The following is a 24,068-nucleotide window of genomic DNA, read 5'->3' as shown; positions in this document are numbered from 1 at the left end:
AGTATAAGGCGGCGGTTCTGATACTCTCTTTGCTTAAGACAAGGCCCAAGGAGTTGTGGATGTCTACTACGCAGTCGTATCAAGTGGTGATTGTTGGGGGCGGGGCAGGAGGCCTGGAGCTGGCTGCCAAATTAGGGCGTCAGTTCGGGCGTCAGCATATCTTTTTGGTCGACAAAGACAGCGACCATATCTGGAAACCGTCATTGCATGAGGTGGCTGCCGGTACCCTGGATATTCACCGCGAGGGGCTGTCGTATTTCATGCTGGCGCGTGACTGCGGTTTTACCTTTATTCAAGGTGAAATGATCAGCATAGACCGCGAGCAACGCACGATCACGCTGGCTCCGGTCCTGGGACCCGACCATGAAGAAGTCTTCCCGGAGCGCAGCCTGTCCTACGGTACGCTGGTGATGGCCGTAGGCAGCAAATCCAATTTCTTCAATACGCCTGGCACCCATGAGCATGCGCTGGCCTTGGACTCGACTCATCAGGCCGAGCGTTTCCGTTTGAAGCTGCTCAATGAGCTGATCAGTGTGACCCGCCGCGCGCAGCGTGAACCGGGGGCGCCCCTGTACATCAATATTGTTGGGGGCGGGGCTACCGGGGTAGAACTGGCAGCCGAGTTGCTGGAAGCCCGTGCCGATTTAAGCATTTACAGCATTCCGGGCAGCAGCTCGGACCGCGAAGTGCGTATCACCTTGCTGGAAGGTGCCGATCGCATTCTGTCCGCCTTGCCGCCCAAGCTATCGGCTACCGCGCAAAGCCTGCTGGAGCAGCGTGGTGTGGCGGTACGGACCTCGGTGCGAGTCAGCCGTTTGGCGGCTGATCACATTGAGGATGTGAACGGTGGCCAGTATCCCAACGATTTGTGCGTCTGGGCCGCAGGGATTGAAGCCCCTGCCTTCTTGGGCCAACTCGGTTTGCCGGTCAACCGGATCAATCAACTGGTGCTGGACGCCTGTTTGTCTACGCCCGATCCGTATATTTGGGCGTTGGGCGATTGCGCGCAAGTGCCTTGGGACAAGGAAGGCCAGTTCTTGCCTGCTCGCGCACAGGTCGCACACCAGCAAGCCAGTTACTTGCGCAAGCGGTTGGCTGCTCGCATTCAAGGCAAGCCGGTCGATGAAGCTCCCTTTGTCTACAAGGACTACGGCTCACTGGTCTCGGTGGGCCATAGCCGTGGGGTAGGCAGCCTGATGGGGGTTTTATCTGGCAAGAGCTGGTTTGTAGAGGGTTTGCTGGCTCGCATTATGTATATGAGCCTGCACTTGATGCACCACATGGCGATTTTGGGGGTTGCGCGAACGGCAACCTTGGCTTTGGGCCGTTTGCTCAGCAAACGGGCCGCCCCTCGTGTTAAATTACATTGAGACTTGGAACAAAACGGGCTTTTTAGCCCGTTTTTATTCATTCGTCTTACGGCGGGTGTCGTGTTTCATCAAGCGTTCTTGTTCGCGCTTCCAGTCTTTGTCGCGGGAAACATCACGTTTATCGTGCAGTTTTTTACCGCGTCCCAGGCCGAAGTCCAGCTTGATACGACCTTTCTTGTAGTGGAGGTTCAGGGGAACCAGGGCGTAGCCACGTTGCTCAACCTTGCCAATCAGCTTGCTGATTTCTTCGGCTTTGAGTAGTAGTTTACGTGTACGAGTAGCATCGGGCCGGATATGGGTGGACGCGGTCGGCAAGGCGCTGACGTGCATCCCGATAATAAACAGCTCGCCTTCGCGTACGATGACAAAGCTTTCTTTGAGCTGAACATGACCAGCTCGGATCGCCTTGACCTCCCAGCCCTCCAGGACCAGACCGGCCTCAAAGCGCTCTTCGATAAAATATTCGTGGGTAGCCTTGCGATTATCAACAATACTCATGAATTAATTGCCAACCATAGATTGTAAAATCAGAACATTCTATCTATTAACCAGACCTGATGCATACAGTAAAACGCTCCGTCCTCCTTCCTTATAGCTGCGAACAGATGTTTGATTTGGTTGCAGAGGTGGAAAAATACCCTGAATTCATGCCCTGGTGTGGTGGCGCGACCGTCAATCAGCGCGATGAAAAGGGGATGGAAGCCTCGGTGACCATCAGCATTGCGGGTATTCGTCAAACCTTCACCACACGCAACGAACACGATTATCCCAACCGTATTGTCTTGCGCCTGGTCAAAGGCCCGTTCTCGGCCTTGACGGGGGACTGGCAGTTTACTCCTTTGGGCGAAGACGGTTGCAAGATCGTGTTCACCATGGAGTATGAATTCTCCAGCCGCGCGCTGGAAATGGTCGTGGGTCCCATCTTTAACCGCGTTGCCAACAGCTTTATCGACTCCTTTACGCGCCGCGCCCAAGAGGTTTACGGTGACTGAGTTATCCGTCAGCGTAATTGTGGCCACTCAGGCCCAGGTCTGGAAAGCCGCCCTGCGTTTGCCTGCGGGCAGTTGTGTCCGTGATGCCCTGTTAACGGCAGGAATTGCCGAAGGGCTGCGTGAGTGCGGCCTGCCACCGCTGGATGATGAACAGGGCCTGGACGCACTGCACGTCGGTGTCTATGGCCAACGTTGCCAGTTGGATCAGCTCTTGCAGGATCAGGACCGGGTGGAGGTCTACCGTGAGTTGGTCTTTGACCCGATGGATTCCCGCCGTCGTCGCTACGCGCACAAGCTGGCGGCCCGCGCTGCCGCCAGACCCCGCCGCAAACCCGTCCGCGCCTAGTTCATTCCGGCCTGATCATCAGGCCACTACTTTCAGCTAGACTGTCGCCTTCTGCCTGGCGCTGCTCCCTATGAAAATGCTGATTGTCATCAGCACGACAACTAAAGGGGGCGGCTCGCATTATGGTGGGTAAAAATAAGGAGACAGACATGATACTGACAGACGATCAGAACGCTTTTGCGCAAGCGGCTCGCGAGTTTGCACAAGGGGAGCTGGCACCGCATGCGGCGCGTTGGGACGAGGAACAGATTTTCCCGATCGAGGCGTTCCGTAAAGCGGGTGAATTGGGTTTTTGCGGCTTGTACGCCCCGGAATCCATCGGTGGTCTGGGCTTGGGACGTCTGGAGTCCAGCCTGGTATTTGAGGAAATGGCTGCGGTTGACCCGTCGACCACCGCATTTTTGACCATCCACAATATGGTGACCTGGATGGTGGGCACCTGGGGTACGGAGGAGATCAAGTCTCAATGGGGAGAGTTGCTGAGCAGTGGCCAGAAATTGGGTTCGTATTGTCTGACTGAACCCGGTGCGGGGTCGGACGCCGCCTCCCTGCGTACCCGCGCCGAACGTGATGGCGACGATTATCTGATCAGTGGCAGCAAAGCCTTTATCTCCGGTGCTGGGGACACGGACCTGCTGGTGGTCATGGCTCGTACCGGCGGTGACGGTCCCAAGGGGATTTCCGCCTTTGCCGTACCTGCTGATGCCGCCGGTATTACCTACGGTCGTAAAGAATTGAAGATGGGCTGGAACAGCCAGTCCACACGGGGCATAACCTTTGAGCGTGTGCGTGTTCCTGCCTCGGCCATGCTGGGCCAGGAAGGCGAGGGCTTCAAGCTGGCCATGAAGGGCCTGGACGGTGGCCGTATCAATATCGCTTGTTGCTCGGTAGGAGCCGCCCAAGGCGCTTATGATGCCGCCCGCCAATACATGCAGGAGCGCCGCCAGTTCGGCAAGAGTCTGGATCAGTTCCAGGCCCTGCAATTCAAATTGTCCGATATCCTGACCAGTGTCGTGGCTGCTCGTCAAATGGTGCGTCTGGCCGCCTCGCACCTGGACGCCGGCAGCAGTCAGGCCAGCACGTACTGCGCCATGGCCAAACGCATGGCCACGGATCTGGGTTTTCAGGCCTGCGTGGATGCGCAACAGCTCTTTGGCGGTTATGGTTACTTGAAGGATTATCCTGTGGAGCGACTGGTGCGCGATACTCGGGTGCACCAGATTCTGGAAGGCACAAACGAGATCATGCGTGTCATCATCGCACGACAAATCATTGATCTTGGAGCTGATATTCGATGACGGATTCTGTTTTGTTTGATCGCCTGCCCGGCCAGAACGGAAAGGCGATTGGTGTTGCTACGCTGAACCGCCCGCAAGCCCTGAATGGACTTAATTTGGAGATGTGCCAACTGCTGTTCAAGCAGTTTCAGGAATGGGCGCAGGACTCCAGTATTGCCATGATCGTATTGCACGGTGCCGGAGAGAAGGCCCTGTGTGCTGGCGGCGACCTGCATTCGCTGTACGCCTCCATGCAAAAGAACCAGGGTGGCTCGGCCTGGAATAACGAGTACGCCCGCGAATTTTTCGATGTGGAATACCGCCTGGACTATCTGATTCATACCTTTCCCAAGCCGATTTTGTGCTGGGGTGACGGGATTGTGATGGGCGGGGGCGTGGGCCTGTTCAACGGCGCCAGCCATCGTGTGGTAACCGATACCACGCGTTTTGCCATGCCCGAGATCTCCATTGGCCTGTTTCCCGATGTGGGCGGCACCTGGATGCTGTCGCATCTGCCTGCCGGCATTGGCCATTTTCTGGCACTGAGTGGCGCACAAATCAACGCGTCGGACTGCTTGTTCCTGGGTCTGGCGGATGCCTACTTGCCACGGGTGCATTTCGACGCCTTGCTCCAGGCCCTGCAAGCCACAAACTGGTCTGATGACCGCGCTGTGTGTGACAGCAGCGTGCATCAGATCCTGCGTCGTTTGGCGGATGGCGCTCGCCCTGATAGCGGCCCGCTGGAGCAGAACTACGCCATGCTGCGTGATGTCTGCGCCAGCCGTGAATTTGAACGCATTACACAGGCTCTGCAACAGTGGCAGGGCAGTGCCGACCCCTGGTTGTCCCGTGCCGCGCAAACCTTCGCCAAAGGTGCGCCTGGCTCGGCTCGTTTGTCCTTTGAGCTGCTGGAGAGGGTGCATCACCTGTCTTTGGCCGATGTTTTCCGTCTGGAATACATAGTGTCGCTGCAATGTGGCGTACAGGGCGACTTCCAGGAAGGCATACGGGCACTGCTGATTGATAAAGACAAACAGCCGCGCTGGAATCCTGCCTCGCTGGAACAGGCGGATGCACGCTGGGTGGAACGGTTTTTTGTTCCTGCCTGGCCGGCAGAAACGACTCATCCCTTGGCTGACCTGTAACCCAGGCAGACCGCTGCGGCGCCAGACGGCGCCGCTTTCATAATGACGAGGAGACAAAATGAGTAACACGATTGCATTTATCGGGCTGGGCCATATGGGTAAACCCATGGCGCTGAATCTGCTCAAAGCCGGTCATAGCCTGAAAGTCTTTGACTTGAATGCGCAAGCCATGCAGGAACTGCAGGCAGCAGGGGCACAGGTGGGGAAATCGGCGGTGCAAATCGCCCAAGACGCGCAGATGGTCTTTACCATGCTGCCTGCTGGCCGCCATGTTCGTCAGGTTTACGAGGGCGAGAACGGCTTGCTGCAGACTGTGGCCCCCGGTACGGTGCTGGTCGATTGCAGCACCATTGATGCGCAAACCAGCCAGGATCTGGCGGCCAAAGCCAGCAAGCTGGGTCTGTTAATGCTGGATGCGCCGGTCTCCGGTGGGACCGGTGGCGCCATTGCTGGCACCTTGACCTTTATGGTCGGGGGCGAGGATCAGGCCCTGGAAAAGGCGCGCCCTTACTTGGATGCCATGGGCAAGAACATTTTCCACGCGGGTAAAGCCGGTGCGGGTCAGGTTGCCAAGATTTGCAACAATATGCTCTTGGGGATTTTGATGGCGGGTACTGCTGAAGCCTTGGCTTTGGGCGTTGCCCACGGTCTGGACCCTGCCGTGCTGTCGACCATCATGGCGCGCAGTTCCGGTCGAAACTGGGCAACCGAGCTGTACAACCCCTGGCCTGGGGTGATGCCGGATGTGCCGGCTTCGCGTGATTATCAGGGCGGTTTTGCGACGGGCCTGATGCTGAAAGACCTGGGTCTGGCAGCCGATGCGGCTGTCAGCCAGAACAGCGCGACGCCTTTGGGCGAACTGGCACGCAACCTGTTCGCCTTGCACGCCGCACAAGGTCAGAATGCAGGGCTGGATTTCTCCAGCATTCTTAATTTGTACCGTCAGAAGCACTAAGTTCTGGCAGTGCGTAGGGCAGGGGCTGCAGTTCCAGCGCCTGTCCTTGCTCCAGTTGAAACTGGCCTTGTTCCAGGTCCGCCAGTACCACTTCCATCAAGACATACAGACGTTGCTGCCCGTTATGCCAGGCGCGGTTGATAATGCGCGCGGCGGCCAGCGGTTCCGCATTCTGCGAGACCAGAAACACATCGGCAGCTTCCGGCGTCTGTGGTGCCGTGTCCAGAACGGCGGTACGGGCGGCCATCATGCGCCGTTTGATCGTGCCTCGATAGTGGCTGCGAGCCACGACTTCCTGGCCCGGATAACAGCCTTTCTTGAAGTTGATGCCATCGATCAGATCCAGGTTCAGGGTCTGGGGAATGAACAAATCCTGCGTGTCGGCGCTGATCCAGGGCAAGCCGGCCAAAATATCTGCCGTTTCCCAACGACCTTCAGAAGTCTGAGCGTTTGCGTCCTGCTGGGGAGAAATTCGCCAGTGACGATTCAAGCCGTCCAGATCGCCGGGGGCCTGAATCAGGGTGTCGCCACCTTCGCGCCGCACATTCCAGACGGCTTGGGCAGCGGACGAATCGGCCACACCGTAAACCTGTAACTCGGCCAGACTGATCGCGACTTTGCTGCGCAGCACGAACATGCGTAAGCGCTTGATCAGGGCTTCGCTAAGATCACGGCGGACCAGGGCAAAGACCGTTTCGTTCTGCTCGCGCCACAACACCATGGTGGCCAAGCTGCGACCTTTGGCGGTGCAATAGGCCGCGATGCAGGCACGGTCGGCAGCCAGGTGCTCCAAATCATTGCTGACTTGAGCATGGAGAAAAGACACGGCATCGGCTCCTTGGAACTGGAGGACGCACAAATCTGGCAGGGCGAAAGAGGAGGGAGCAGGCATTCCGGTCATGGCTGAGCGAAAAAATAAATTTAAACATCAATGATACCGTGTGCGAGGCTGGTTCTAGGGGCATACCCCCGCTGGGATCAGGGCATGGGCTGGGTGGAAGGAGAGGGCGGTGCTGACTGATCCCAGTTTCGGTGTTGGGCTGTGACACATATTCAGGAATACGCCGCCTTATTCTGTTTACAATAGCGCTCGCATGAAAAAAACTGTCAAGATCTTCTCTGCCCTGTTGGGCCTTTGGTTGGTAGTCGCCTGTGTGATAGCGGGGGGGGCCTGGTATTGGGCCAAGAAGCAGCCCGTGACGATGCGTGCCGAACGCATCGATTATGTGGTCCCTGCCGGTTCAGGTCCCCGTGCGATTGCGCGCAGTATGCAGCAGGCCGGGATCGATATTCAGGAAGATGCCTTTGTCTGGATGGCGCGTCTCTCTGGTCTGGATACCTCCTTGCAAGCGGGGGCTTATGAGGCGGTACGCGGGGATACACCGTGGGTGGTGATGGAGCGCATGTCCAGCGGCAATATGCTGCAGACCCGTTTGACCATTCCCGAGGGGTGGACCTATCAACGCATACGTGACACGCTGGCAAGCAACCCTCAGGTTCGACAGACCTTGAGCGAGGTGAGCGATGCCGATTTGTTGAAGCGCTTTGGTGTGGAGGCGTCTCATCCAGAAGGTTTGTTCTATCCCGATACCTATGTCTTTGTGCCCGGTACGGCGGATATCGACATTCTGCGTCGCGGTTTTCAGGCCCAGCAGGAACTGCTGGAGCAGCTATGGGCGGATCGGGATGCGGATTTGCCTTTGAAGACACCGTATGAAGCCTTGATCATGGCCTCTATCGTGGAACGTGAGACGGGCCACAGCCAGGACCGGGCACGCGTGGCTGGGGTATTCATGAATCGCTTGCGTGTCGGCATGCCTTTGCAGACAGACCCGACGGTTATTTACGGCATGGGTTCGGCTTATGAGGGCCGTATTCGCAAGCGTGATTTGACGACCGATACGCCCTGGAATACGTACACGCGCAATGGATTGCCACCCACGCCGATTGCCAGTCCCGGTAAGGCTTCCTTAATGGCGACCTTGCATCCCGAAAAACATAATTTCTATTATTTTGTATCGCGTGGGGATGGAACCAGCGAGTTCTCGGCCAATCTGGCTGCACATAATCGGGCCGTCGCCAAATATATTCTGAAGCGTTAAAACCAGATCAGGCCCCTCAGGGGCCTGAATGCTGCTGGCCCAATGCCTGGGGGCGCGTATCGGGCTTTGCTATTGTGGTGACCGTGAGTCAGCGCTCCAAACCGTGCCTTTGCGCGAACCCGGCCCACAAATCATGGACCTTGTTGGCGAGCTCTTCCAGGCCCGCATTATTTTGAATCAGATAGTCTTGGGGAGCGCGTTCTACGCCCCATTCAGACGAGTGCTGGCTGATCACCGGGTTGCCCGGGCGTTCGATATGCCAGATTTCCCCGCCATGCTCACGGATGAAATTGGCCTCGTTTTCGTAACGAATGTCTTTGATCAGCAGGCAACGGGCCTGACTCATATCAGGAAGCTGGTGGCTGGGCAGGGACAGGGGCAAGCTTTGGCGACGCTGCTCGTAATCCGGATAGGTGGCTAGAACCTGATTACGCAAGTGCTCGGCCGCCTGACGCGGGCTCAAACCCCAAAAGGCGTCAATGTGATCAGCACGCTTATCATCCAGGTGTTCGGGCACCATGCCGTAAATCGCGGCCAAGGCCAGCGCCCAGACCGAGTAATCCTGAACGTCTCTGGCAAGGGGGGCGCCAGGGCCAAATTCCAGTACATGCTGGGCACGGCGCAGCCAGTGATCGGGGTCACGCTGGCGCATCCAGTCGGTCCCTAGTAGCTGAAAGCACTGTCTGGGGGAGCGTTGCCACAGGGCAATAGGCACTTCTTTCAGACTGTCGTCGGTCCAGGCCTGGGCTGGGCTTAGACCAAATAGCACTTCGCAGCCCATTTTTACGGGGTCGGCCAAGGCATAGGCAGCCAATAAAGGGTTGTGTGCCAGTAGCAGATTGGCGACGGTATCTTTGCCTGAGCGCGCTTTGGCGGCCAGCCCGATCAATAAGCTCACTTCATTATCCTTGGTAGTGGAGCAGGCATTTTACCGGTTCATATTACAATGTGCGCTGGGCTGTTCAAGCGGGGGCGATTGCCTTGCCCTTCCTGTGCGAATCAGGCCTTTTGTTGTGCAACCTTGAGGCAATACGGTGTCTGATAGTTTGACTTTTCTACCCTGGCAAATCGAGACTGCTCAAAGCTGGCTGGGTCATCAGGAGCGTTTTGCCCATGCCTGGCTGATCCACGGTCTGCCGGGCATCGGCAAGACGCAATTCGCTCGTGCAGCCGCAGCCAGTTTATTGTGCGACCAGCCTGTGCAGGGGCTGGCTTGTGGGCACTGTCAGGCCTGTCAGTGGGTGCGGGGGGGAAACCATCCCGATTTACGTTTACTGCGCCCGGATGCGCTTGCTCTGCAAGAGCAGGGGCCGGATACTCAGGACGGGGACTTGGCCAAAGAGTCGGCCGCTCGCAAAAATCCCTCTCGGGAAATCCGGGTGGAGCAATTGCGTCAGTTGCAACATTGGTTCAATACCGGCACCCACCGAGGGGGCTGGCGCGTGGCAGTGCTCTATCCGGCCCAAGCCTTGAATCTGGTGTCCGCCAATGCCTTGCTGAAGGTTCTGGAGGAGCCGGCTGAACGTACCGTTTTCCTGCTGGTTGCCGATGCCCCAGACCGACTCTTGCCCACACTGGTATCGCGTTGCCGCCGTTTGCCCTTGCCGGCACCCCATGCCCAGCAAGCGGTGCAATGGCTGGAGCAACAAGGCGTGGATCAAGCCTCGGACTGGTTGGCTGCCTGGGGAGGAGCACCGCTCAAAGCACTCAGTGCCAGTCAGGAGATGAATGCACCGTGTCCGGACTGGCTCAGCGCCTGGATGGATGGGGTGTTGAAAGCGGGTCGTGAGGCGGATTTGTCCTTGGCCGATACGCTGGAAAAACTGCCTGCCCAAGAGTGGATCGACCATTGGCAGCGCTTGTTTGTCGATATTGAACTGGGTAGTTTTGCTCAACCGGCGCGTTACTATCCTTCTTTGCAAAAACGCATTGATGCCTTGGCCGCCCAATCCAACACCACGGCGGTAACAGAAGCCCTGAAGTGGCTGGTCCAGCAAAAGGCGCTTGGCAATCATCCACTCAATGCTAAATTGTTTATTCATCATGTCCTGGACCGATTGCACCAGGCATGTCGTCGTGTTTAAAAAAGTACCGTCTAACCATGTTTGTTGATTCGCATTGCCATCTTAATTTCCCTGAACTTGCTGAAAATCTGGACGACATCCTGGACAGGATGCGCCAGAACCAGGTGGGCTGTGCGCTGGTGGTCAGCGTGGATATGGACGATTGGCCCGGTTTGATGGACCTGGTGCGTCCTCACGGCCATCTGTTTGCTTCGGTCGGAGTGCATCCGGATTACGAGAAAGTCACTGAGCCTACCGTCCAGGAGCTGATCCGGCATGCCCAAGATCCCAAGGTAGTGGCGATTGGCGAGACGGGTCTGGACTATTACCGCTTGCAGGAACCCTTGGATTGGCAACGTGAGCGTTTCCGCACCCATATCCGTGCCAGCCGCGAATCGGGTCTACCCTTGATCATTCATACCCGTTCGGCCAGTGAGGACACCATTGCCATCATGCGCGAAGAGCAGGCGCAGATTGCCGGGGGTGTGATGCACTGTTTTACTGAGACTTGGGAAGTGGCGCAAGCGGCTTTGGATTTGAATTTCTACATTTCTTTTTCCGGGATTGTGACCTTCAAGAATGCCACTCAACTGCAAGATGTGGCACAACGAGTGCCGCTGGATCGTTTGCTGATCGAAACGGACTCGCCGTTTCTGGCTCCTGTGCCATATCGAGGCAAAACGAACAATCCGTCCCTGGTCATTCATGTGGCCGAGAAGATCGCGGAGCTGCGCGGGATCTCGGTCAAGGAAGTGGAAGAGGCCAGTACGGAGAATTTTTTCAAATTATTCAGTAAGGTACAGCTTTAATTTAATCTTGTTTAGAGGTTTTTTTGAGGCCCTAGTCGTGGTTTAGCTCAAGGTTCACGGTCTTGCTGAGACATGCCTTGAAGTTAATCTGATGCTTTAGGATTGCTTTTTAATCTATTGATTTTAAATATAAAAATAAAAATTTTCATAATTTTCTTCCCTTTTCTGGTTTGGAGGGAAATGGATATAAAATTATGTTTTTTATTGATAATCAATAGCTTAGCTGTGTTTCTTAAACCGTTTTGTGGGTTCTTGGAGTCCGCCCGAGCATAAAAAAATGCGGCGTTAAGCAACCCCCTCTGTACTTTCATAAATTAATAAAGCACTTTATGAAAAGGATTTAATAAGATGATTTATAAAAGAAAAATACTCGATAAAGCCATCCTTTCCATGGTGCTTCCTTTGGCCTTTCTGCTGTCAGCCCCCGTGTCGGCGCAGGAGCCGGAGCTGGAAAGCCGAAACTGGTACTTGGCGCTGGAAAATGATCGCCCGAATATCATCGAGCAGGAGTTTATTAAGGGAGCGAATCCCAATGCGCTGGATGCCAAGGGTAATCCTTCTTTGATGCTGGCGATCCGCAACAAGTCCTGGAAAGTGGTGGACACTTTGCTGGCCAATCGTCAAACCAATGTGAACATCGAGAACGAGGCCCACGAAACCCCCATGATGTATCTGGCCCTGATGGGGGAAACCGCTCGTTTGCGTGATCTGCAGGCGCGGGGTGGGCAAGTGAATCGGGTGGGCTGGTCGCCTTTGCACTACGCCGCCTCTAAAGGGCATGAAGACACCGTGCGCTACCTGCTGTCTCAAAAAGCGATTGTGAACGCACCGGCGCCCGACGGAACCAGTCCTTTGATGATGGCGGCTTTGTCAGGCAAACGGGCGGTCGTCGATGTGCTCTTGGCAGCGGGTGCGGACCCGAGCATGCAAAATGCTCAAGGCTTGAGTCCGGCAGATTGGGCACGTTCGGCAAACCATGAGCAGTTGGCCAGCTATCTGGATCAGGCCGTTGCACGCAAAGCGGCTGCTGTACCGGCTGCAGCGGGGACGTATTCGAGTGGCGCGGTACAGACCTACGGCGTGCCTGAGCGGGTAGAGCAGCCTGATCTGAACCGGGTGCAAACCGTGACGGTAGAACCAGAACCCGCTCCTGCAGCGGATAGCTCAAGCTCCAAGCCCGCCTCGTCGGACAGTACCAGTCGGTATTTTGACCTGGACCGTTTTGACAAGCCTGTGCAGCCTTAAGCCAGGGACAGGATGGAAAAAGGAGCCTTCAAGGCTCCTTTTTTGTTGCAGCGATTCTGAGGGTGTGTGGTGATACGGGCTTCCTACGACATGACCCCACTTATCGGCTCAGGTTTTAGCGGCCCTATAGGCAAAGTCCTATAAGCTTTTTGAGCTGTTGCTGCTTAATTAGCTTTTTCTTTCTTGCGCCTTGGCCATCTGTGAAGCATGCACAAAGGTCTGGAAGCCCTGGAGGTAGCTGCTCAGCAATTTCTGGATAGTCTCATCTTGCAGCTTGCCTTCCGCATCAAAGGAGTTCTGCGCACGAGACACCAGTAAAGAGCTGCCGCTATACAGGGACACGCCCAGCATTTTCAGGGTAGGCAACCAGGCTGTCTGGGAAGAGATCGTGCCAAAGCCACCCATGGAGGCACCGATCAGTCCCGTAATGCGGCCCGAAAAGATAGTTTTCATATCCGTACGGGACAACCAGTCGATCCCGTTTTTGAACACACCGGGGACGCCGTTGTTGTATTCCGGGGTGACCAGCAGCAGGGCATCGGCGCTCAGGATCTTTTCCTTCAAGCTCAGCACGGCGTCTGGAATACCGTCCTTGCTCTCGATATCACCGTCATACAAGGGAATACCGTGCAGGGTAGCCACATCGATGCTCATCCCTTGCGGGGCCAGGGCTTGGGCGGCATGTGCCAGGGCGGTGTTGAAGGAGCGTTGACGTAGACTGCCTGACAGGGCCAGAACGCGGCATGGGCCTGACAGGTTCAGCACGCCAGTTGTTTGACGCAGGGCTTCGCTTAACTGGTCAATGATCTGGATCCATTCGGGAGAGTCCAGCAATCGTTTCTCCCGAATGAACTCGGCCTGAGACTTGTTCCAGAAGGGAGCGTCGGCCAGCAGGATGTCATTGGGCAAGGGGCGGTGTTTTTCCAGAAAACTGGCAATCGCCTCGGGAGTGTTGGGCAGACCCAGTTGAGCAAACAGGTCGTGAAAGCGGAACAAGTTATCAGACATGATGGTATGGGCGCTTGCAAGAGAGGGATGATCGGACGCTAAGAGCGGGGGGCCGACTGGGTATGACTAAAGACGCCGGGCCTGACATAGCATATGAGAACACTGTGTTTATGAACAGGCAGTCGGAAATGCGCTGCCTGTGTGCGTTATGTGACCCAAATGCTTAATTGGCCGGTAGGTAGGCCGGACGCAGGATGCCTCGCAGCTCCGAGTAAGGCAGCAGGAACTCGGGCTGACCGAAGGAGTAGGGAGCGATCTCGTAAGGGTTGTATTTCACCAGCAAGCCCTGATCGGTCAGTGCGATCGTTTGGGCAGGCTGGAAGGGCCACATTCTGTCCCAGCCAGCGCGGTCTTCACGTGCTTCGCTCAGGTTGGAAACCCAGTTGTTGTGGGCTTGGCGAACCAGTTCCTGGAAGGGTTTGATCTTGCCGGGAGCGATAATGCGCTCCACCGGCAAAGCGACTTTCAGACGATTGTCCCAATTGATGAACTGGGTGGCGGTAATGCCGTGGGCGGCACCCGTCATATAAATACCCGAACTGAGCTCTATCACGGTGAGATCACGGTTGCGATAGCGGGTACGAGCAGATAAGTGCACTTCGTCACGATTATTGGCCGTCACCCAGTAGTAGTTCTCGAACTCCTTCAAGCCACGGTAACCGGGATGACGGTCTGTAATGACTGTCATGTTGGCCAGGCTTTCATCGACCAGCTTGGTCAGCTCGGAATTGCCGGGGAAAATCAGGGACTTGACTTCCAGACGTGGGCATTCACCCGTACAGCCTGGTTTGACATGTTTGTAATCCAGAGGCTGGGTAAAGACCCCGTCCTTTTCAGTCTGATCCTGGGTTTGTGTCGGAATCAGGGAGATGTTGCTGGGCGTGCTGGAACACGCAGACAGAGCCATGGCTGTCAGGCCAATAAGCAGCAGCTGAGAGGGGCGCTGTAAGGTCATGGAATCAGTCCTATCGGATAGTGTTGGAATCTTGGCCAAAGAGGATTTGGTGTGCCTTGGGGTCATGTGCAGGCGAACCGGGGTTGATCTGCTCAGTCAAGGCGTAGGCTCGGCGGGTCGCGGGGCGCTCGCCAATACGCTCAAACCACCGTTTCACATTTGGGAAGTCGTCCAGGTTCTGGCTTTGGCGCTGGTGGGAGACAATCCAGGGATAACTGGCCATATCGGCAATGGAGTAGTCTCCGGCGATAAAGTCGCGCTGTGCCAGATGTTTGTTCAGCACACCGTAGAGGCGGCCGGTCTCACGCACATAGCGGTCAATGGCGTACTCGATTTTGACAGGGGCATAAACATTGAAGTGGTGGTTTTGACCTGCCATGGGGCCTAGTCCCCCCATTTGCCAGTACAGCCACTGCAAGGTTTCGGTGCGGACTCGCAAGTCGGCAGACAGGAACTGGCCGGTTTTTTCTGCCAGGTATTGCAGAATGGCGCCGGACTCGAACAGGGCGATAGGCTCGCCGCCGTCTTGCGGGGCCTGGTCAACAATGGCGGGAATACGGTTATTGGGAGCGATACGCAGAAATTCGGGTTTGAATTGATCGCCCTGGCCAATATTGATGGGGTGGATGGTGTAAGGCAGACTGGACTCTTCCAGAAACAGGGTGACTTTATGTCCGTTGGGAGTAGTCCAGTAATACAGGTCGATCATGTGTTCTCCTGGCGAAATGCAGACGCTGGCCTGGCTGTGGCAAGCTACCCAGATGACGTATCCGGCGGCGCTGGGCTACTATTGTTCGCCTGAATACGGTTTATAGGAAGTCAAAGACTGTCATGAGCAAAATCTATCATAATCCGCGCTGCAGTACTTCGCGTAATGCCTTGGCCCTGATGCGTGAAAAAGGTCTGGAACCGGAGATCATCGAGTACCTGAAAACTCCTTTGACACGTAGCGAACTCAAGGCGCTGATTGCGGCTGCAGGCTTGACGGTGCGTGAGGCTATGCGTAGCAAAGAAGCCATTTACAGCGAGCTGAATCTGGGCAATCCTGATCTAAGCGATGAGGACTTGCTGGCAGCCATCGAAGCCAATCCTATCTTGTTGAACCGTCCTATCGTGGTCACAGCAAAAGGGACGCGTCTGGCGCGTCCCTTGGAAGTGGTGCAGGAAATTCTGTAATCAGATTTCCATGCCGATGGGCAAGTCTGGGTTAGGGGGCGATGGCTTCCAGTGCAATACGAATGGTGACCTCGTCGCCCACGTGGGGCACATTGGCCGGCATGCCAAAGTCGCTGCGCTTGACCGTGATTTTGCCGTCCGCGCCCAGAGCGGGCTTTTTCAACATCGGGTGTTGGGGCATCGTCAGGAAGGACTCAATGGTCATGGTCACGGGCTTGGTAATCCCCTTGATGGTCAGATCGCCTTGAGCAGATACGGGCTTGTCCCCGTCGAACTGAATGTCCTTGGACACGAAGGTGGCCTCGGGGAACTGCGCGGTATCAAAGTAATCCTTGCCCTGGATGTGTTCGTCGAACAGGGCAAAGCCAGTGCTGACCGAACGGGTGTCGACTTTCATGTCAATGCTGCCGGTTTTGGCTTCCTGGTCCAGGGTGACGGTACCTTGTGACTTGTTAAATCGCTGGCTTTGGGTGCTCAAGCCCAAATGCTTGTAACTGAAGTGGACGAAGGTGTGGCTGGGTTCAACCTGATAAGTGACCGGCGCGGCCTGAGCGGCAAAAGCCAATAGAAAACTAGCTGACAGGGCAATCACGGGCTTGATCATAAGGGTGCAATCCTTGTTTATACGGGGAGGAGACGTTGATGCGTCTGCTTATTTCGCATCAATCTTGAAGTTGACGGTGATCTCGTTGGCCACGATGTCATAGCTGGACCAGGAACCCTCACCGATAGAAAAATCGCCACGCTTGATGTCAAAGGCGCCGCTGAAAGTGGCTTTGTCACCTTCGGGGGTCATGGTCGCCATCACGGTGATGGGCTGTTCACGGCCTTTGATTTGCAGGATGCCTTGCACTTCATAGTGCTGGGCGCTGACGGCGCGGAAACTTTTGGAGCTGAAAACGGCCTGGGGATGTGCATCAATATCGAACCAGCGCACGTCCTGTAATTCGTCATCGGCTTCTTCGGAGCCGGTGTCAACGCTATCCAGTGCGACTTTCAGTACGACCTTGGATTGATCCAGGGCGTCGGGGTTGAAATTCAGTTCGCCCTCAAATTGGCGGAACTGGCCGTCCAGCTTCACGCCCATTTGGGAATACTGAAAGCCGATTTCGCTATTTTGGGTGTCCAGGGCCTGGTAGTTCTTGGCATTGGCCGACAGGCTGGCGCTCAGGCCCAAGGCGCCGATCAGCAGAGGCACGAAGACAGATTTTTTCATGATTTGGCTTTACCTAAAGTAAAGGTGATGCGGCCTAGCAAGCCGTCACGGTCTATGAACTGATGCTTTAAAGCCGCCAGAATGTGCAGGCTGACCATGGCAATCAGGGCGTAATTCAAAAAGATGTGGACTTGGACCAGCAACTCGCCCAAAGGTTTATCTTTGGACACCAGATCGGGCAGGGGGATCACGCCAAACCACACCGTCTGGAAACCTTTGGCCGAACTCATCAACCAGCCCGTCAGAGGAATGCCAATCATCAGCAGGTACAAAGCAGCATGACCACAGTGGGCCAGAGCCCGGCTGAAAGACGACATGCCAGCGGGCAGAGCAGGGGGGCGGTTCAACAAACGCCAGAGCAGGCGCAGGATCACCAGCACCAGTAGGGAAATGCCCGCCCATTTGTGCCAGGAGTAGACTTGCAGTTTTAGAGGTGACAGGGGCAAGGTTTTCATGACGTAGCCCACGGTCACCAGTGCAGTCAGGGCCAGGGCCATCAACCAGTGCAAAGTACGTGCTACGAGGGTATAGCGCGGGAGGGCACCTGGAACGGGGGTAATGCTCATTGATAATGCCTTTCATTTACGAAGCCCAGAGACTTTACCCTGTTTGTCAGCAAGGTAAAAGGCCAGATTTTGCAACGCAGTAATGCAATATTGAGGGGTATCGATCTTGTGAAGCGGCTATCGGAGTATTTTCTTGTCAGCGTGTGACAAGGCTTTTAGGGCAGGGCGGGGGCGGGCTACACTCGTTCTTTGAGCACGCAAGCAAGGAAAGTGGTTATGTGGAAAACAGCGTTGGTCGTCGTGGTAGCCGGGTTGTTGGCAGGGTGCCAGGATTCGAAAAAGGCCAATGAGGAAAATTTCAGTATGGCGATCCAGCGTTATCTGGATACGCGAGACGGCTTGTGTGTTGGTGTCCCTGGACGTGTCTATCCCTATCAGGCCGAGCATGACTCCCCTTTGATCGTAGAAGATCGGGCTCGTCTGGCCGCGTTGGCCAAGGTGGGTTTGTTGCGTCAGGTTGGGAAAGAGGACGCACCGCGTTACGAGCTGGATGCCAATGCGGATACCTATTTGCGTCGCTCCAATGCTGAACAGTCCCAAGGCGAGCGTGACGCTTTTTGTACAGGCCGCCTGGTTTTGGACCGCATCAGTGATTTCACCGAGCCGGCCAGTGCAGGCGGGTTTACTGTCAGTCAGGTGAACTATGTGTATCACCTGGCTGACGCTGCGGGTTGGATCAAAGATAGTGCGGTTCTGGATACCTATGAGGATCTGCGTGCTTTGACGGCTCAGCAAGTACAAGGGCAGGCAAGAATGATCCTGACCAATAAGGGCTGGGTTCATCAGAATTTGTATAGATAGTCCAGCCTAATAGTTTCACATTGCATGTTTGAACGGCTAGGGGCAAACGATCTGCGCGTGACAATATGCCCTGATTCAATACCCTCTGCCTTGTGATTGAGGCAGAGGGCTTATCGGGCGTCAGGGCCGTTGTTGCGGCCAGCCGTGCTGCAAGAGATCAGTTGTCAGTAGGTAGGGGCGAGAGGTGGCTAAGAGGTACCCAGCCCAGAGCGTCATCCTGGGGGCGCAGGCACCAGCACCAGCCATTCAGGATTTTTTCTCCTTGAACAAGGTCACCCTTATCTACATTCATTTCCAGCGCGCTGTAGTCTTGCAGTGCACGACCTGCTCCAGGGTCTGGCAGGCGCTCAATAATTTGTTCAGGCACCCATCCCCCGGCGTGTTCATCGGTAGAGCAGTAAATCCAGTTATCCCAGTTTTCCGGGCCTTGATACCGTTCTCCGACCTTCAGAAAATCGCCTTGTTTCAGGACCAAGGGGTTCGGATATTCAGAGCGATGGGGGGTGGTGACCAAGTATTGCATCGTGGCGTAGTTCGTAAAGTTTGTCAGGACCCTGTATTATACTGTATAAACGTACAGATTTTTTGCTGCGCGTTCTACCGTTTCTCTTGCTTCGTCCTTATTTGTTTCGCTTTAGGGTTCTTGGACCTCTTGTCATTCCCTTATCGCTGATAGACAATAAAATGCAATTAACGGAAATAACGAGTACCCGATGAAAAAACGGTCTACACGAGAAGAAGGGCAGATTGACCTGCCCATTTTGGGCTTGCAGGCCGCAGACATCTCGGCGGAAGCCTTGTTTGATACTTGGTTGCAACATCAACGCCCACCCATGGCACCCAGTACGCAGCGAGTTTATCGCACCTTGTGGCGGCGCTTCTTGCATGCCTTGCAAGATCACAAAAAACAGTACACCCAGATCAAACCCGTGGATATCCGGGACTTTTTGAGCAATCTGGACGATGTGCGCCGACCACAACGCGAGCGCTATCAACAAGTCATCGCCCGCGCTTACGAAGAGCTTTGCCGTCAGGATGGCCGCTCGGAAAACCCAGCCCTAGCCCCCGCTATTAATGACCCCTTCAAGGAAAGCTGGCGCCAAGCTCCCGACAACCAGGCCACCCAATTTCTCTCTGTCGATCAATGCGTTGCTACCATCAAGGCACTGCAAAATCGGTGGCGTGTACTGGAGCTGGCCAGCGATATGACCATCGCCGCCCGTTGGCGTGAATATCGGGATATGACGATTGTGGCCGTGATGCTGGGTACCGGCTTGCGCCCGGTCGAGTTAGGGCAGTTGCACCCTAGCGCGATAGGCGCTGTTCGACGCGCTGCAGAACCCGCAGAAACAAATGACGTTGATGACGAGCAAACCGCCCTTTGGCGGGCTGGCACTATCTTGCTCAAGCTTACAGGTGCGGCAAAACGGGACGTGTTTGTGCCCGTCTGGTGTGAAGGCATTTTGCGCAGTTGGTTAATCTTTAGCGCAGCCCAAGACGCTTCAGTCTGGACGAAAGACAGCCGTGTCTTTCCGGGTAGTCGCCAGATCAGTGCCGCTCGTCCTCAGGCACAGATGAATCCCGCGACGCTCGCCCGTATTGTCAGTAAATGGGGTATCAAGCAGATGGATCTGTTAATGACGCCACAGCGACTGCGCAATACCTTTGCCGCGGGTTTGATTGAACGCGGTTTCTCTCTACCTGAAATCGAGGAAATCATGGGCTACGCCCCCGGTGCTGCCAGTGCCTGGCGTCTGCAAGCTTCCTGGTTGGCATGGCTGGATGCGCAGAAGGTTCCTGACAATCCTGCCACGACAGAGAATATGCAGTCAGAATGAAGGGCTAGCTACAGATTAGGCAGCTCCAGCAGGCATAATTCCACATCTGTTTTGTCTATTTTTTGATAAGGAGTGCGAGTTGACGTCTACACCTGTTTTTCGTCCTGCGGTAGAAGCAGATCTGGAAGCGATTGTGGCCATGTTGGCTGACGATATTCTGGGTCAACAGCGTGAAAATACCAGTCTGCCCCTGGCTCAATCTTATTTGGAGGCCTTTGCAGCGATAGAAGCGGATCCTAACCAGTATTTAGCCGTTGTAGAGCTCAATGGTGCTGTTGTAGGGACCCTGCAGATCACCTATATGCCTGGCCTGTCCCACCAAGGTGCCTGGCGCGGGGAAATCGAATCCGTCCGTATCGCCAGCTCGGCCCGTGGCTCGGGATTGGGGCGTTTGATGATTCAGTGGGCGGTCGAACAATGCCGTCAACGCCAATGCCGCATTGTTCAATTGACCTCGGATAGGGCACGAACCGACGCCCATCGGTTTTATGAGCAGTTAGGCTTTACGGCTAGCCATAAGGGTTTCAAGCTGACTCTGTAAGATGGTTTCTTTTGAAAAATAAACACTGCGTTTCATCGAGTTCTTATTTCTGAGATACCAGAGCCATTTTGTCACTTGTTATTCAAGAAGTCCGTTATTGTTCTGGCCGCCTAATTAAAAAAAGATATAGAAAATAATAAAACAATTAGGCGGGGAATTATAAAAATATTTTTATTAGCGGCCAGATAGCAGGCCTCCTTATTTAAAATAATAATTTTTAAAATTAATTTGTTATTTGAGTTTGTTTGACCTGTCTGATACTCTTTGCTTTCGTAATCCAGGCCCAGAATGGTTAGGGGCAATGTAATTAACAGGCTGAGGAGTTGGATATGAATAGCAAAACAGATAAAGATTTTTCAGATGAAGAAAAAACACTTAGAGCCTATGCTCAGTGGATAGAAATCACGGTGTTTGTCGTTAACGGTGATTTTGAGATTAAAGGCGCTCATCTGGATTGGGGAAAATTTCATGAGCCTGGGAATAAGAACAAAGAAATCTACGCTAGTCAGATAAACGGAACAATCATCAAAGATGAGGATTCCTACACAATAGCTTCCTGCGGACGAGAAAATGCGTCATCCGGTACTGAAGGAAGATTTTCGCTTTATGATGGCGATACGGAAGTGTTTAAATATTATTGGGATTGCCCGTGGAGTGGGTCAAATAGCGATAGGCTAGATGTAAAAGATAAAGAAAAATACGCAGTTAATAAAAAAGGTGGCGGCAGTACGAGTGGTGCATCAGGAAATATTTTTATTACTGTCGTTAAAAAATACTAATGGTGAAAATCATGGCCATAGAATCTAAATCTATAAATCCGCTATTGGGGATTACTGTAGGGTCTACCGTTCTTGGAAATGATTTTTCACCATCGATATTGAATCAACCTATTACAAAGATGATCACTCAGAAAGAAGTTGAAATGAGTATGAGTGGTAAGAGTCAATATGTTTATACGGATTCCCTGAATGAGGGAACCATCGGTTTTTCCGGAGCATATGGCGCGTCAGGTATCGCTAAATTTACATCTGCAGTTTCTGTTTTTGTAAGTAACGCCACTGCCTCAGAGAGTAAATCGATAAAAGTTTCTTATAATGTTTCTATGATATCGGGCGTAGAATATATCGATTTTGATAATTTGTTAGTAGAAGATGTTTTAAATTCATTAAGTGCAGGACCTAAACATAAGGCGTTGAATGTACTGGACAGGTTTATCGCTGTTCGTGATCACCTTGGTTCACAAAAAGAAAAAGAAGAGTTAATGAAGGAATGGGTGAAATCATTGCAGAATTTCATTTCTTCATATGGTGACGGATTAGTCGTTGGAGCTATCTGGGGTGGAATGGGCTCCGTTTCAACAGAAATGACTAGCAGGAAGGCGGAAAATAGTTGGAAATACGGTGAAACTGCTGCATTTAGCTATTCGGGAATAGGAACCTCAGTATCTATAGAGCAAACTTATAACGGTGCTCAAAAAAATCAGGATTCCGAGGTCAATGTTTCTTGTAAAGCCCTAGCTAGTGGTGGTTGCGTTGAAAATCAGGTGAATTCATGGTTTGATGTGGTTGCTAATAAATCCTTTTCTGAGATATCAGAGATCAGCTTGCTAGATAAAGCTCCAATGCAAAGTTCGGTAAGCCGTCCTCCTGAGATACCCGAGTTTTTAAAACCTGAAAAAGATCCGCAGATAGAGGAAAAATTAGAATCAATTAAGAAACTTGGAGACTCCGAAGAGTTTTCTATAGCCTCAGGATACGAGGAGGCAAAAAAAGCAGATCCAGACCTGAGTCTTGATCAATTTAAATCAATGGTTAGAGACAAGAATAACATTGATGGCCTGGTTGATTTAGCCAATAAAGTTCAAGAAAACTCATTGGATGTTTTGTCTGAGGTGCGTATTTCAAGAAAAATACCTAAGGCATTATTTGTAGGGGCTAAAGAAGGTATTTTAAAATCAAATTCTGATTACGCGGTTTTAGGAGCATGGATAGCAAACTGGTCTGATATTTTCCCATGGATGTCGATGGGGTATATGAATGAAATCAGCAATGATGAAGTGGCAGAGTATATCTTAAAGATTCGCTGCATGATGCAAGATTTTTCTACGTTAAATACTATTTATAATACATTTAATGCGTGTAATATTAAATTGGATTTTTTCAATCTTAAATCTGCATCCCAAGTGGCAGATTCTTTCAAGATTGCCCAGATAAAGTTAAGCGACAATCTGGATCGGGAAGATGCTATAGAAATAGCATTTGATTCTTTAAGTGATGAAGCCAAAAAAATTTACACAATATGGAACCAGCTTGAGTTTTTGCGAAATGCAGAGCTCGGTTTAGGACTGCTGCTTGGCGACAAGTCAGTAAGCAGTGAAATTATCGATATCCGTCCTATACCTGCTCCAGAGATTACCTATAAAGCAGGCTATTGCAGCTATGGAAGTAATAATCCCACAGCTTTCAGCACTTTTATCAAGATGCTTCCGTTCATCGACACAAATGGTGATATTTATGCATTCGGCCCTTCTTTAATGCTTTTGAGAAAAGCTTTGCCCGAAAAAATGATATTCACAAAAGATGGGGGAAGTGCGCTGAAGTTAAAAGCAAACAAAGAGAAAGGGGTGTTGTTTAAAGATGATCTTCAGTTAATACCTATTCCATACTCTGCCGCTAAGGGCATTGAGTGGCGTGGGCAAAGCCAGGGTCGAAGTCTTGCCTCTAGCCAATCTCTGCAAGACCAGTTTGCAGCTTTGGAGCAAGAGCTTGGTAGTCTCAATATCTGCACATTAAGCAGTGATTCGTGGTCTAAGGATTGGGATTACAAGGTTCCATATGCTTTACGTAAGATAAATACCAGTTATATTGGAATGGTTGAAAAAATAAACAACATATTTGGATAAGTAGGCCAAAATTGGCGGGAAAAAATATTTTTTTAACAAATTTTAAAGAAAACCTCTCCAGGCCTAAGATGGCATGGAGAGGTTTTAAGTTTTCAGCCTTAGCAAAATTTAAAACAGTTCAAAAACATATGGGTTTAATTTTAGCCGGACGTTGAGAGTGACAGAAGCAGCAATACATGCAATGCCACACTTTGTACAGAGATAGGATTGCGTTTCCGTTTCAGCTAAAAAGGGCCTATTTCAGATGGGTGAAAATTAGCGCCTGCTAGGCGTGAGTGTTTTCTATAAGCAAAAAGGCATTAATATGCATGCTGATATGTTGAAAATGGTCTTTTTACTAGATGATTATAAGGACTCAATAGTTTTAGTTAGCTGCCGTGGTTAGTTAACCGGATTAACTTGGAAGATATATCTGTGCTTGTCGTGTTTTTTGCATTTATTAATAATAGACCAAGCCGGTTTTGTCCTTGGCACCTTGAGGCAGACAGGTTGAACTTGCTCTGACTTTTACACGTTATGAAAGTATGGACAGCCGCTTGTCTTTACATCGAAGCGCCCGCACGCAGGAGTTCGATGTCGATACCGTCAAGCTTGGCAAGCTTGTCGTGCGTCTCTTGAAAATACTGTTCCTCAGACGATTTTGTGCGCTAGGTATGGAGCAATTATCATGGTGGCCCACAGGGCTATCACTTTGAGAGACGCTGGGAGATCTTCAGGTGTAGGCAAATGTGTGGCTCTTGCAGGATAGGGGATAACAAGAG

26 protein-coding genes are annotated in these 24,068 nt (G+C 52.9%); 16 read left to right on the top strand and 10 right to left on the bottom strand.

Features of this window, described 5'->3' with window-relative positions; genetic code table 11:
* The first annotated feature begins 59 nt into the window (after window positions 1–59).
* The gene (locus OKX01_RS09995; protein WP_264671708.1) at window positions 60–1,370 is read left to right on the top strand and encodes an NAD(P)/FAD-dependent oxidoreductase; all 1,311 of its coding nucleotides are present in this window, start codon (window positions 60–62) and stop codon (window positions 1,368–1,370) included.
* A gap of 33 nt (window positions 1,371–1,403) precedes the next feature.
* Here OKX01_RS09995 and smpB read toward each other — a convergent pair whose 3' ends face one another.
* Complete coding sequence (gene smpB / locus OKX01_RS09990) at window positions 1,404–1,868, bottom strand: SsrA-binding protein SmpB (RefSeq protein WP_042480746.1); 465 nt, start codon at window positions 1,866–1,868, stop codon at window positions 1,404–1,406.
* Between the two features lie 59 nt (window positions 1,869–1,927).
* Here smpB and OKX01_RS09985 point away from each other — a divergent pair, with 59 nt between their 5' ends.
* The 5 genes from OKX01_RS09985 (at window position 1,928) to mmsB (ending at window position 6,085) form a co-directional block, all read left to right on the top strand.
* A complete protein-coding gene (locus OKX01_RS09985) occupies window positions 1,928–2,362 on the top strand; it encodes a type II toxin-antitoxin system RatA family toxin (protein WP_042480744.1) in 435 nt (144 codons plus the stop codon).
* Window positions 2,355–2,708 carry an RnfH family protein gene (locus tag OKX01_RS09980; protein WP_264671707.1) on the top strand — a complete coding sequence of 118 codons (354 nt, stop codon included), beginning with the start codon at window positions 2,355–2,357 and terminating at the stop codon, window positions 2,706–2,708. The genes OKX01_RS09985 and OKX01_RS09980 overlap by 8 nt, the downstream gene beginning before the upstream one ends.
* A 149-nt stretch (window positions 2,709–2,857) precedes the next feature.
* Complete coding sequence (locus tag OKX01_RS09975) at window positions 2,858–4,006, top strand: acyl-CoA dehydrogenase family protein (protein WP_108727523.1); 1,149 nt, start codon at window positions 2,858–2,860, stop codon at window positions 4,004–4,006.
* On the top strand, window positions 4,003–5,130 hold the full coding sequence (locus OKX01_RS09970; protein WP_123049450.1) for an enoyl-CoA hydratase/isomerase family protein: 1,128 nt from the start codon (window positions 4,003–4,005) through the stop codon (window positions 5,128–5,130). Before OKX01_RS09975 ends, OKX01_RS09970 begins: the two co-directional genes overlap by 4 nt.
* 58 nt (window positions 5,131–5,188) lie before the next feature.
* Window positions 5,189–6,085 (top strand): 3-hydroxyisobutyrate dehydrogenase, encoded by an 897-nt coding sequence (gene mmsB, locus OKX01_RS09965; RefSeq protein WP_264671706.1) that lies wholly within the window; start codon window positions 5,189–5,191, stop codon window positions 6,083–6,085.
* Here mmsB and OKX01_RS09960 read toward each other — a convergent pair.
* Entirely contained in the window at window positions 6,060–6,911 is an 852-nt protein-coding gene (locus OKX01_RS09960) for a YgfZ/GcvT domain-containing protein (protein WP_230018012.1), read from the bottom strand. The genes mmsB and OKX01_RS09960 overlap by 26 nt on opposite strands.
* Before the next feature lie 268 nt (window positions 6,912–7,179).
* On the opposite strand from OKX01_RS09960, the gene mltG reads away from it, so the two are divergent.
* Window positions 7,180–8,187 (top strand): endolytic transglycosylase MltG, encoded by a 1,008-nt coding sequence (gene mltG, locus OKX01_RS09955; protein WP_094196799.1) that lies wholly within the window; start codon window positions 7,180–7,182, stop codon window positions 8,185–8,187.
* An 88-nt stretch (window positions 8,188–8,275) separates the two neighbouring features.
* Here mltG and OKX01_RS09950 read toward each other — a convergent pair whose 3' ends face one another.
* Window positions 8,276–9,085, bottom strand: a complete 810-nt coding sequence (locus tag OKX01_RS09950; RefSeq protein WP_264671705.1) for a deoxynucleotide monophosphate kinase — start codon at window positions 9,083–9,085, stop codon at window positions 8,276–8,278.
* 136 nt (window positions 9,086–9,221) lie between these two features.
* Between OKX01_RS09950 and holB the strand changes: the two genes are divergently transcribed.
* The 3 genes from holB (at window position 9,222) to OKX01_RS09935 (ending at window position 12,304) form a co-directional block, all read left to right on the top strand.
* Window positions 9,222–10,271: a DNA polymerase III subunit delta' gene (holB, locus tag OKX01_RS09945; RefSeq protein WP_162988151.1), complete on the top strand. Its 1,050-nt coding sequence runs from the start codon at window positions 9,222–9,224 to the stop codon at window positions 10,269–10,271.
* A 17-nt stretch (window positions 10,272–10,288) separates the two neighbouring features.
* Entirely contained in the window at window positions 10,289–11,059 is a 771-nt protein-coding gene (locus OKX01_RS09940) for a TatD family hydrolase (protein ID WP_108727520.1), read from the top strand.
* A 348-nt stretch (window positions 11,060–11,407) separates the two neighbouring features.
* On the top strand, window positions 11,408–12,304 hold the full coding sequence (locus OKX01_RS09935; protein ID WP_264671704.1) for an ankyrin repeat domain-containing protein: 897 nt from the start codon (window positions 11,408–11,410) through the stop codon (window positions 12,302–12,304).
* Window positions 12,305–12,472: 168 nt separating this feature from the next.
* Here the strand turns inward: OKX01_RS09935 and OKX01_RS09930 are convergent, their stop codons facing one another.
* The 3 genes from OKX01_RS09930 to OKX01_RS09915 form a co-directional block, all read right to left on the bottom strand.
* Window positions 12,473–13,312: a DUF2789 family protein gene (locus OKX01_RS09930; protein ID WP_319802187.1), complete on the bottom strand. Its 840-nt coding sequence runs from the start codon at window positions 13,310–13,312 to the stop codon at window positions 12,473–12,475.
* A gap of 163 nt (window positions 13,313–13,475) precedes the next feature.
* Complete coding sequence (locus OKX01_RS09920) at window positions 13,476–14,267, bottom strand: RsiV family protein (protein ID WP_094196794.1); 792 nt, start codon at window positions 14,265–14,267, stop codon at window positions 13,476–13,478.
* Window positions 14,268–14,277: 10 nt separating this feature from the next.
* Window positions 14,278–14,976, bottom strand: coding sequence for a glutathione binding-like protein (locus tag OKX01_RS09915; RefSeq protein ID WP_264671703.1), 699 nt, complete (start codon window positions 14,974–14,976; stop codon window positions 14,278–14,280).
* A gap of 122 nt (window positions 14,977–15,098) precedes the next feature.
* On the opposite strand from OKX01_RS09915, the gene arsC reads away from it, so the two are divergent.
* The gene (gene arsC, locus OKX01_RS09910; RefSeq protein ID WP_094196792.1) at window positions 15,099–15,443 is read left to right on the top strand and encodes an arsenate reductase (glutaredoxin); all 345 of its coding nucleotides are present in this window, start codon (window positions 15,099–15,101) and stop codon (window positions 15,441–15,443) included.
* 31 nt (window positions 15,444–15,474) lie between these two features.
* On the opposite strand, the gene OKX01_RS09905 is transcribed toward arsC, so the two are convergent.
* The 3 genes from OKX01_RS09905 to OKX01_RS09895 are packed head-to-tail and all read right to left on the bottom strand — an operon-like array spanning window position 15,475 to window position 17,225.
* A complete protein-coding gene (locus OKX01_RS09905; RefSeq protein ID WP_094196791.1) occupies window positions 15,475–16,047 on the bottom strand; it encodes a YceI family protein in 573 nt (190 codons plus the stop codon).
* A 48-nt stretch (window positions 16,048–16,095) separates the two neighbouring features.
* Complete coding sequence (locus OKX01_RS09900) at window positions 16,096–16,659, bottom strand: YceI family protein (RefSeq protein WP_094196790.1); 564 nt, start codon at window positions 16,657–16,659, stop codon at window positions 16,096–16,098.
* On the bottom strand, window positions 16,656–17,225 hold the full coding sequence (locus tag OKX01_RS09895) for a cytochrome b (protein WP_094196789.1): 570 nt from the start codon (window positions 17,223–17,225) through the stop codon (window positions 16,656–16,658). Before OKX01_RS09895 ends, OKX01_RS09900 begins: the two co-directional genes overlap by 4 nt.
* Before the next feature lie 303 nt (window positions 17,226–17,528).
* Between OKX01_RS09895 and OKX01_RS09890 the strand changes: the two genes are divergently transcribed.
* Window positions 17,529–18,026 carry a hypothetical protein gene (locus OKX01_RS09890; RefSeq protein ID WP_230018022.1) on the top strand — a complete coding sequence of 166 codons (498 nt, stop codon included), beginning with the start codon at window positions 17,529–17,531 and terminating at the stop codon, window positions 18,024–18,026.
* 157 nt (window positions 18,027–18,183) lie between these two features.
* Here the strand turns inward: OKX01_RS09890 and OKX01_RS09885 are convergent, their stop codons facing one another.
* Window positions 18,184–18,549, bottom strand: coding sequence for an SH3 domain-containing protein (locus OKX01_RS09885; RefSeq protein WP_230018024.1), 366 nt, complete (start codon window positions 18,547–18,549; stop codon window positions 18,184–18,186).
* A gap of 190 nt (window positions 18,550–18,739) precedes the next feature.
* Between OKX01_RS09885 and xerC the strand changes: the two genes are divergently transcribed.
* From xerC to OKX01_RS09865, 4 genes are all read left to right on the top strand, one after another.
* On the top strand, window positions 18,740–19,864 hold the full coding sequence (gene xerC, locus OKX01_RS09880; RefSeq protein WP_264671702.1) for a tyrosine recombinase XerC: 1,125 nt from the start codon (window positions 18,740–18,742) through the stop codon (window positions 19,862–19,864).
* A gap of 79 nt (window positions 19,865–19,943) precedes the next feature.
* On the top strand, window positions 19,944–20,405 hold the full coding sequence (locus tag OKX01_RS09875) for a GNAT family N-acetyltransferase (protein ID WP_162496891.1): 462 nt from the start codon (window positions 19,944–19,946) through the stop codon (window positions 20,403–20,405).
* Between the two features lie 329 nt (window positions 20,406–20,734).
* On the top strand, window positions 20,735–21,184 hold the full coding sequence (locus OKX01_RS09870) for an aegerolysin family protein (RefSeq protein WP_230018030.1): 450 nt from the start codon (window positions 20,735–20,737) through the stop codon (window positions 21,182–21,184).
* Between the two features lie 11 nt (window positions 21,185–21,195).
* Complete coding sequence (locus OKX01_RS09865; RefSeq protein ID WP_264671701.1) at window positions 21,196–23,307, top strand: hypothetical protein; 2,112 nt, start codon at window positions 21,196–21,198, stop codon at window positions 23,305–23,307.
* Window positions 23,308–24,068 lie beyond the last annotated feature (761 nt).

The sequence above is a fragment of the Alcaligenes sp. SMD-FA genome, from assembly GCF_025960365.1.
Classification (GTDB): Bacteria; Pseudomonadota; Gammaproteobacteria; order Burkholderiales; family Burkholderiaceae_B; genus Alcaligenes; species Alcaligenes aquatilis.
Note: the sequence above shows the minus strand (reverse complement) of the source record. Positions and strands in the feature narration are given on the sequence as shown.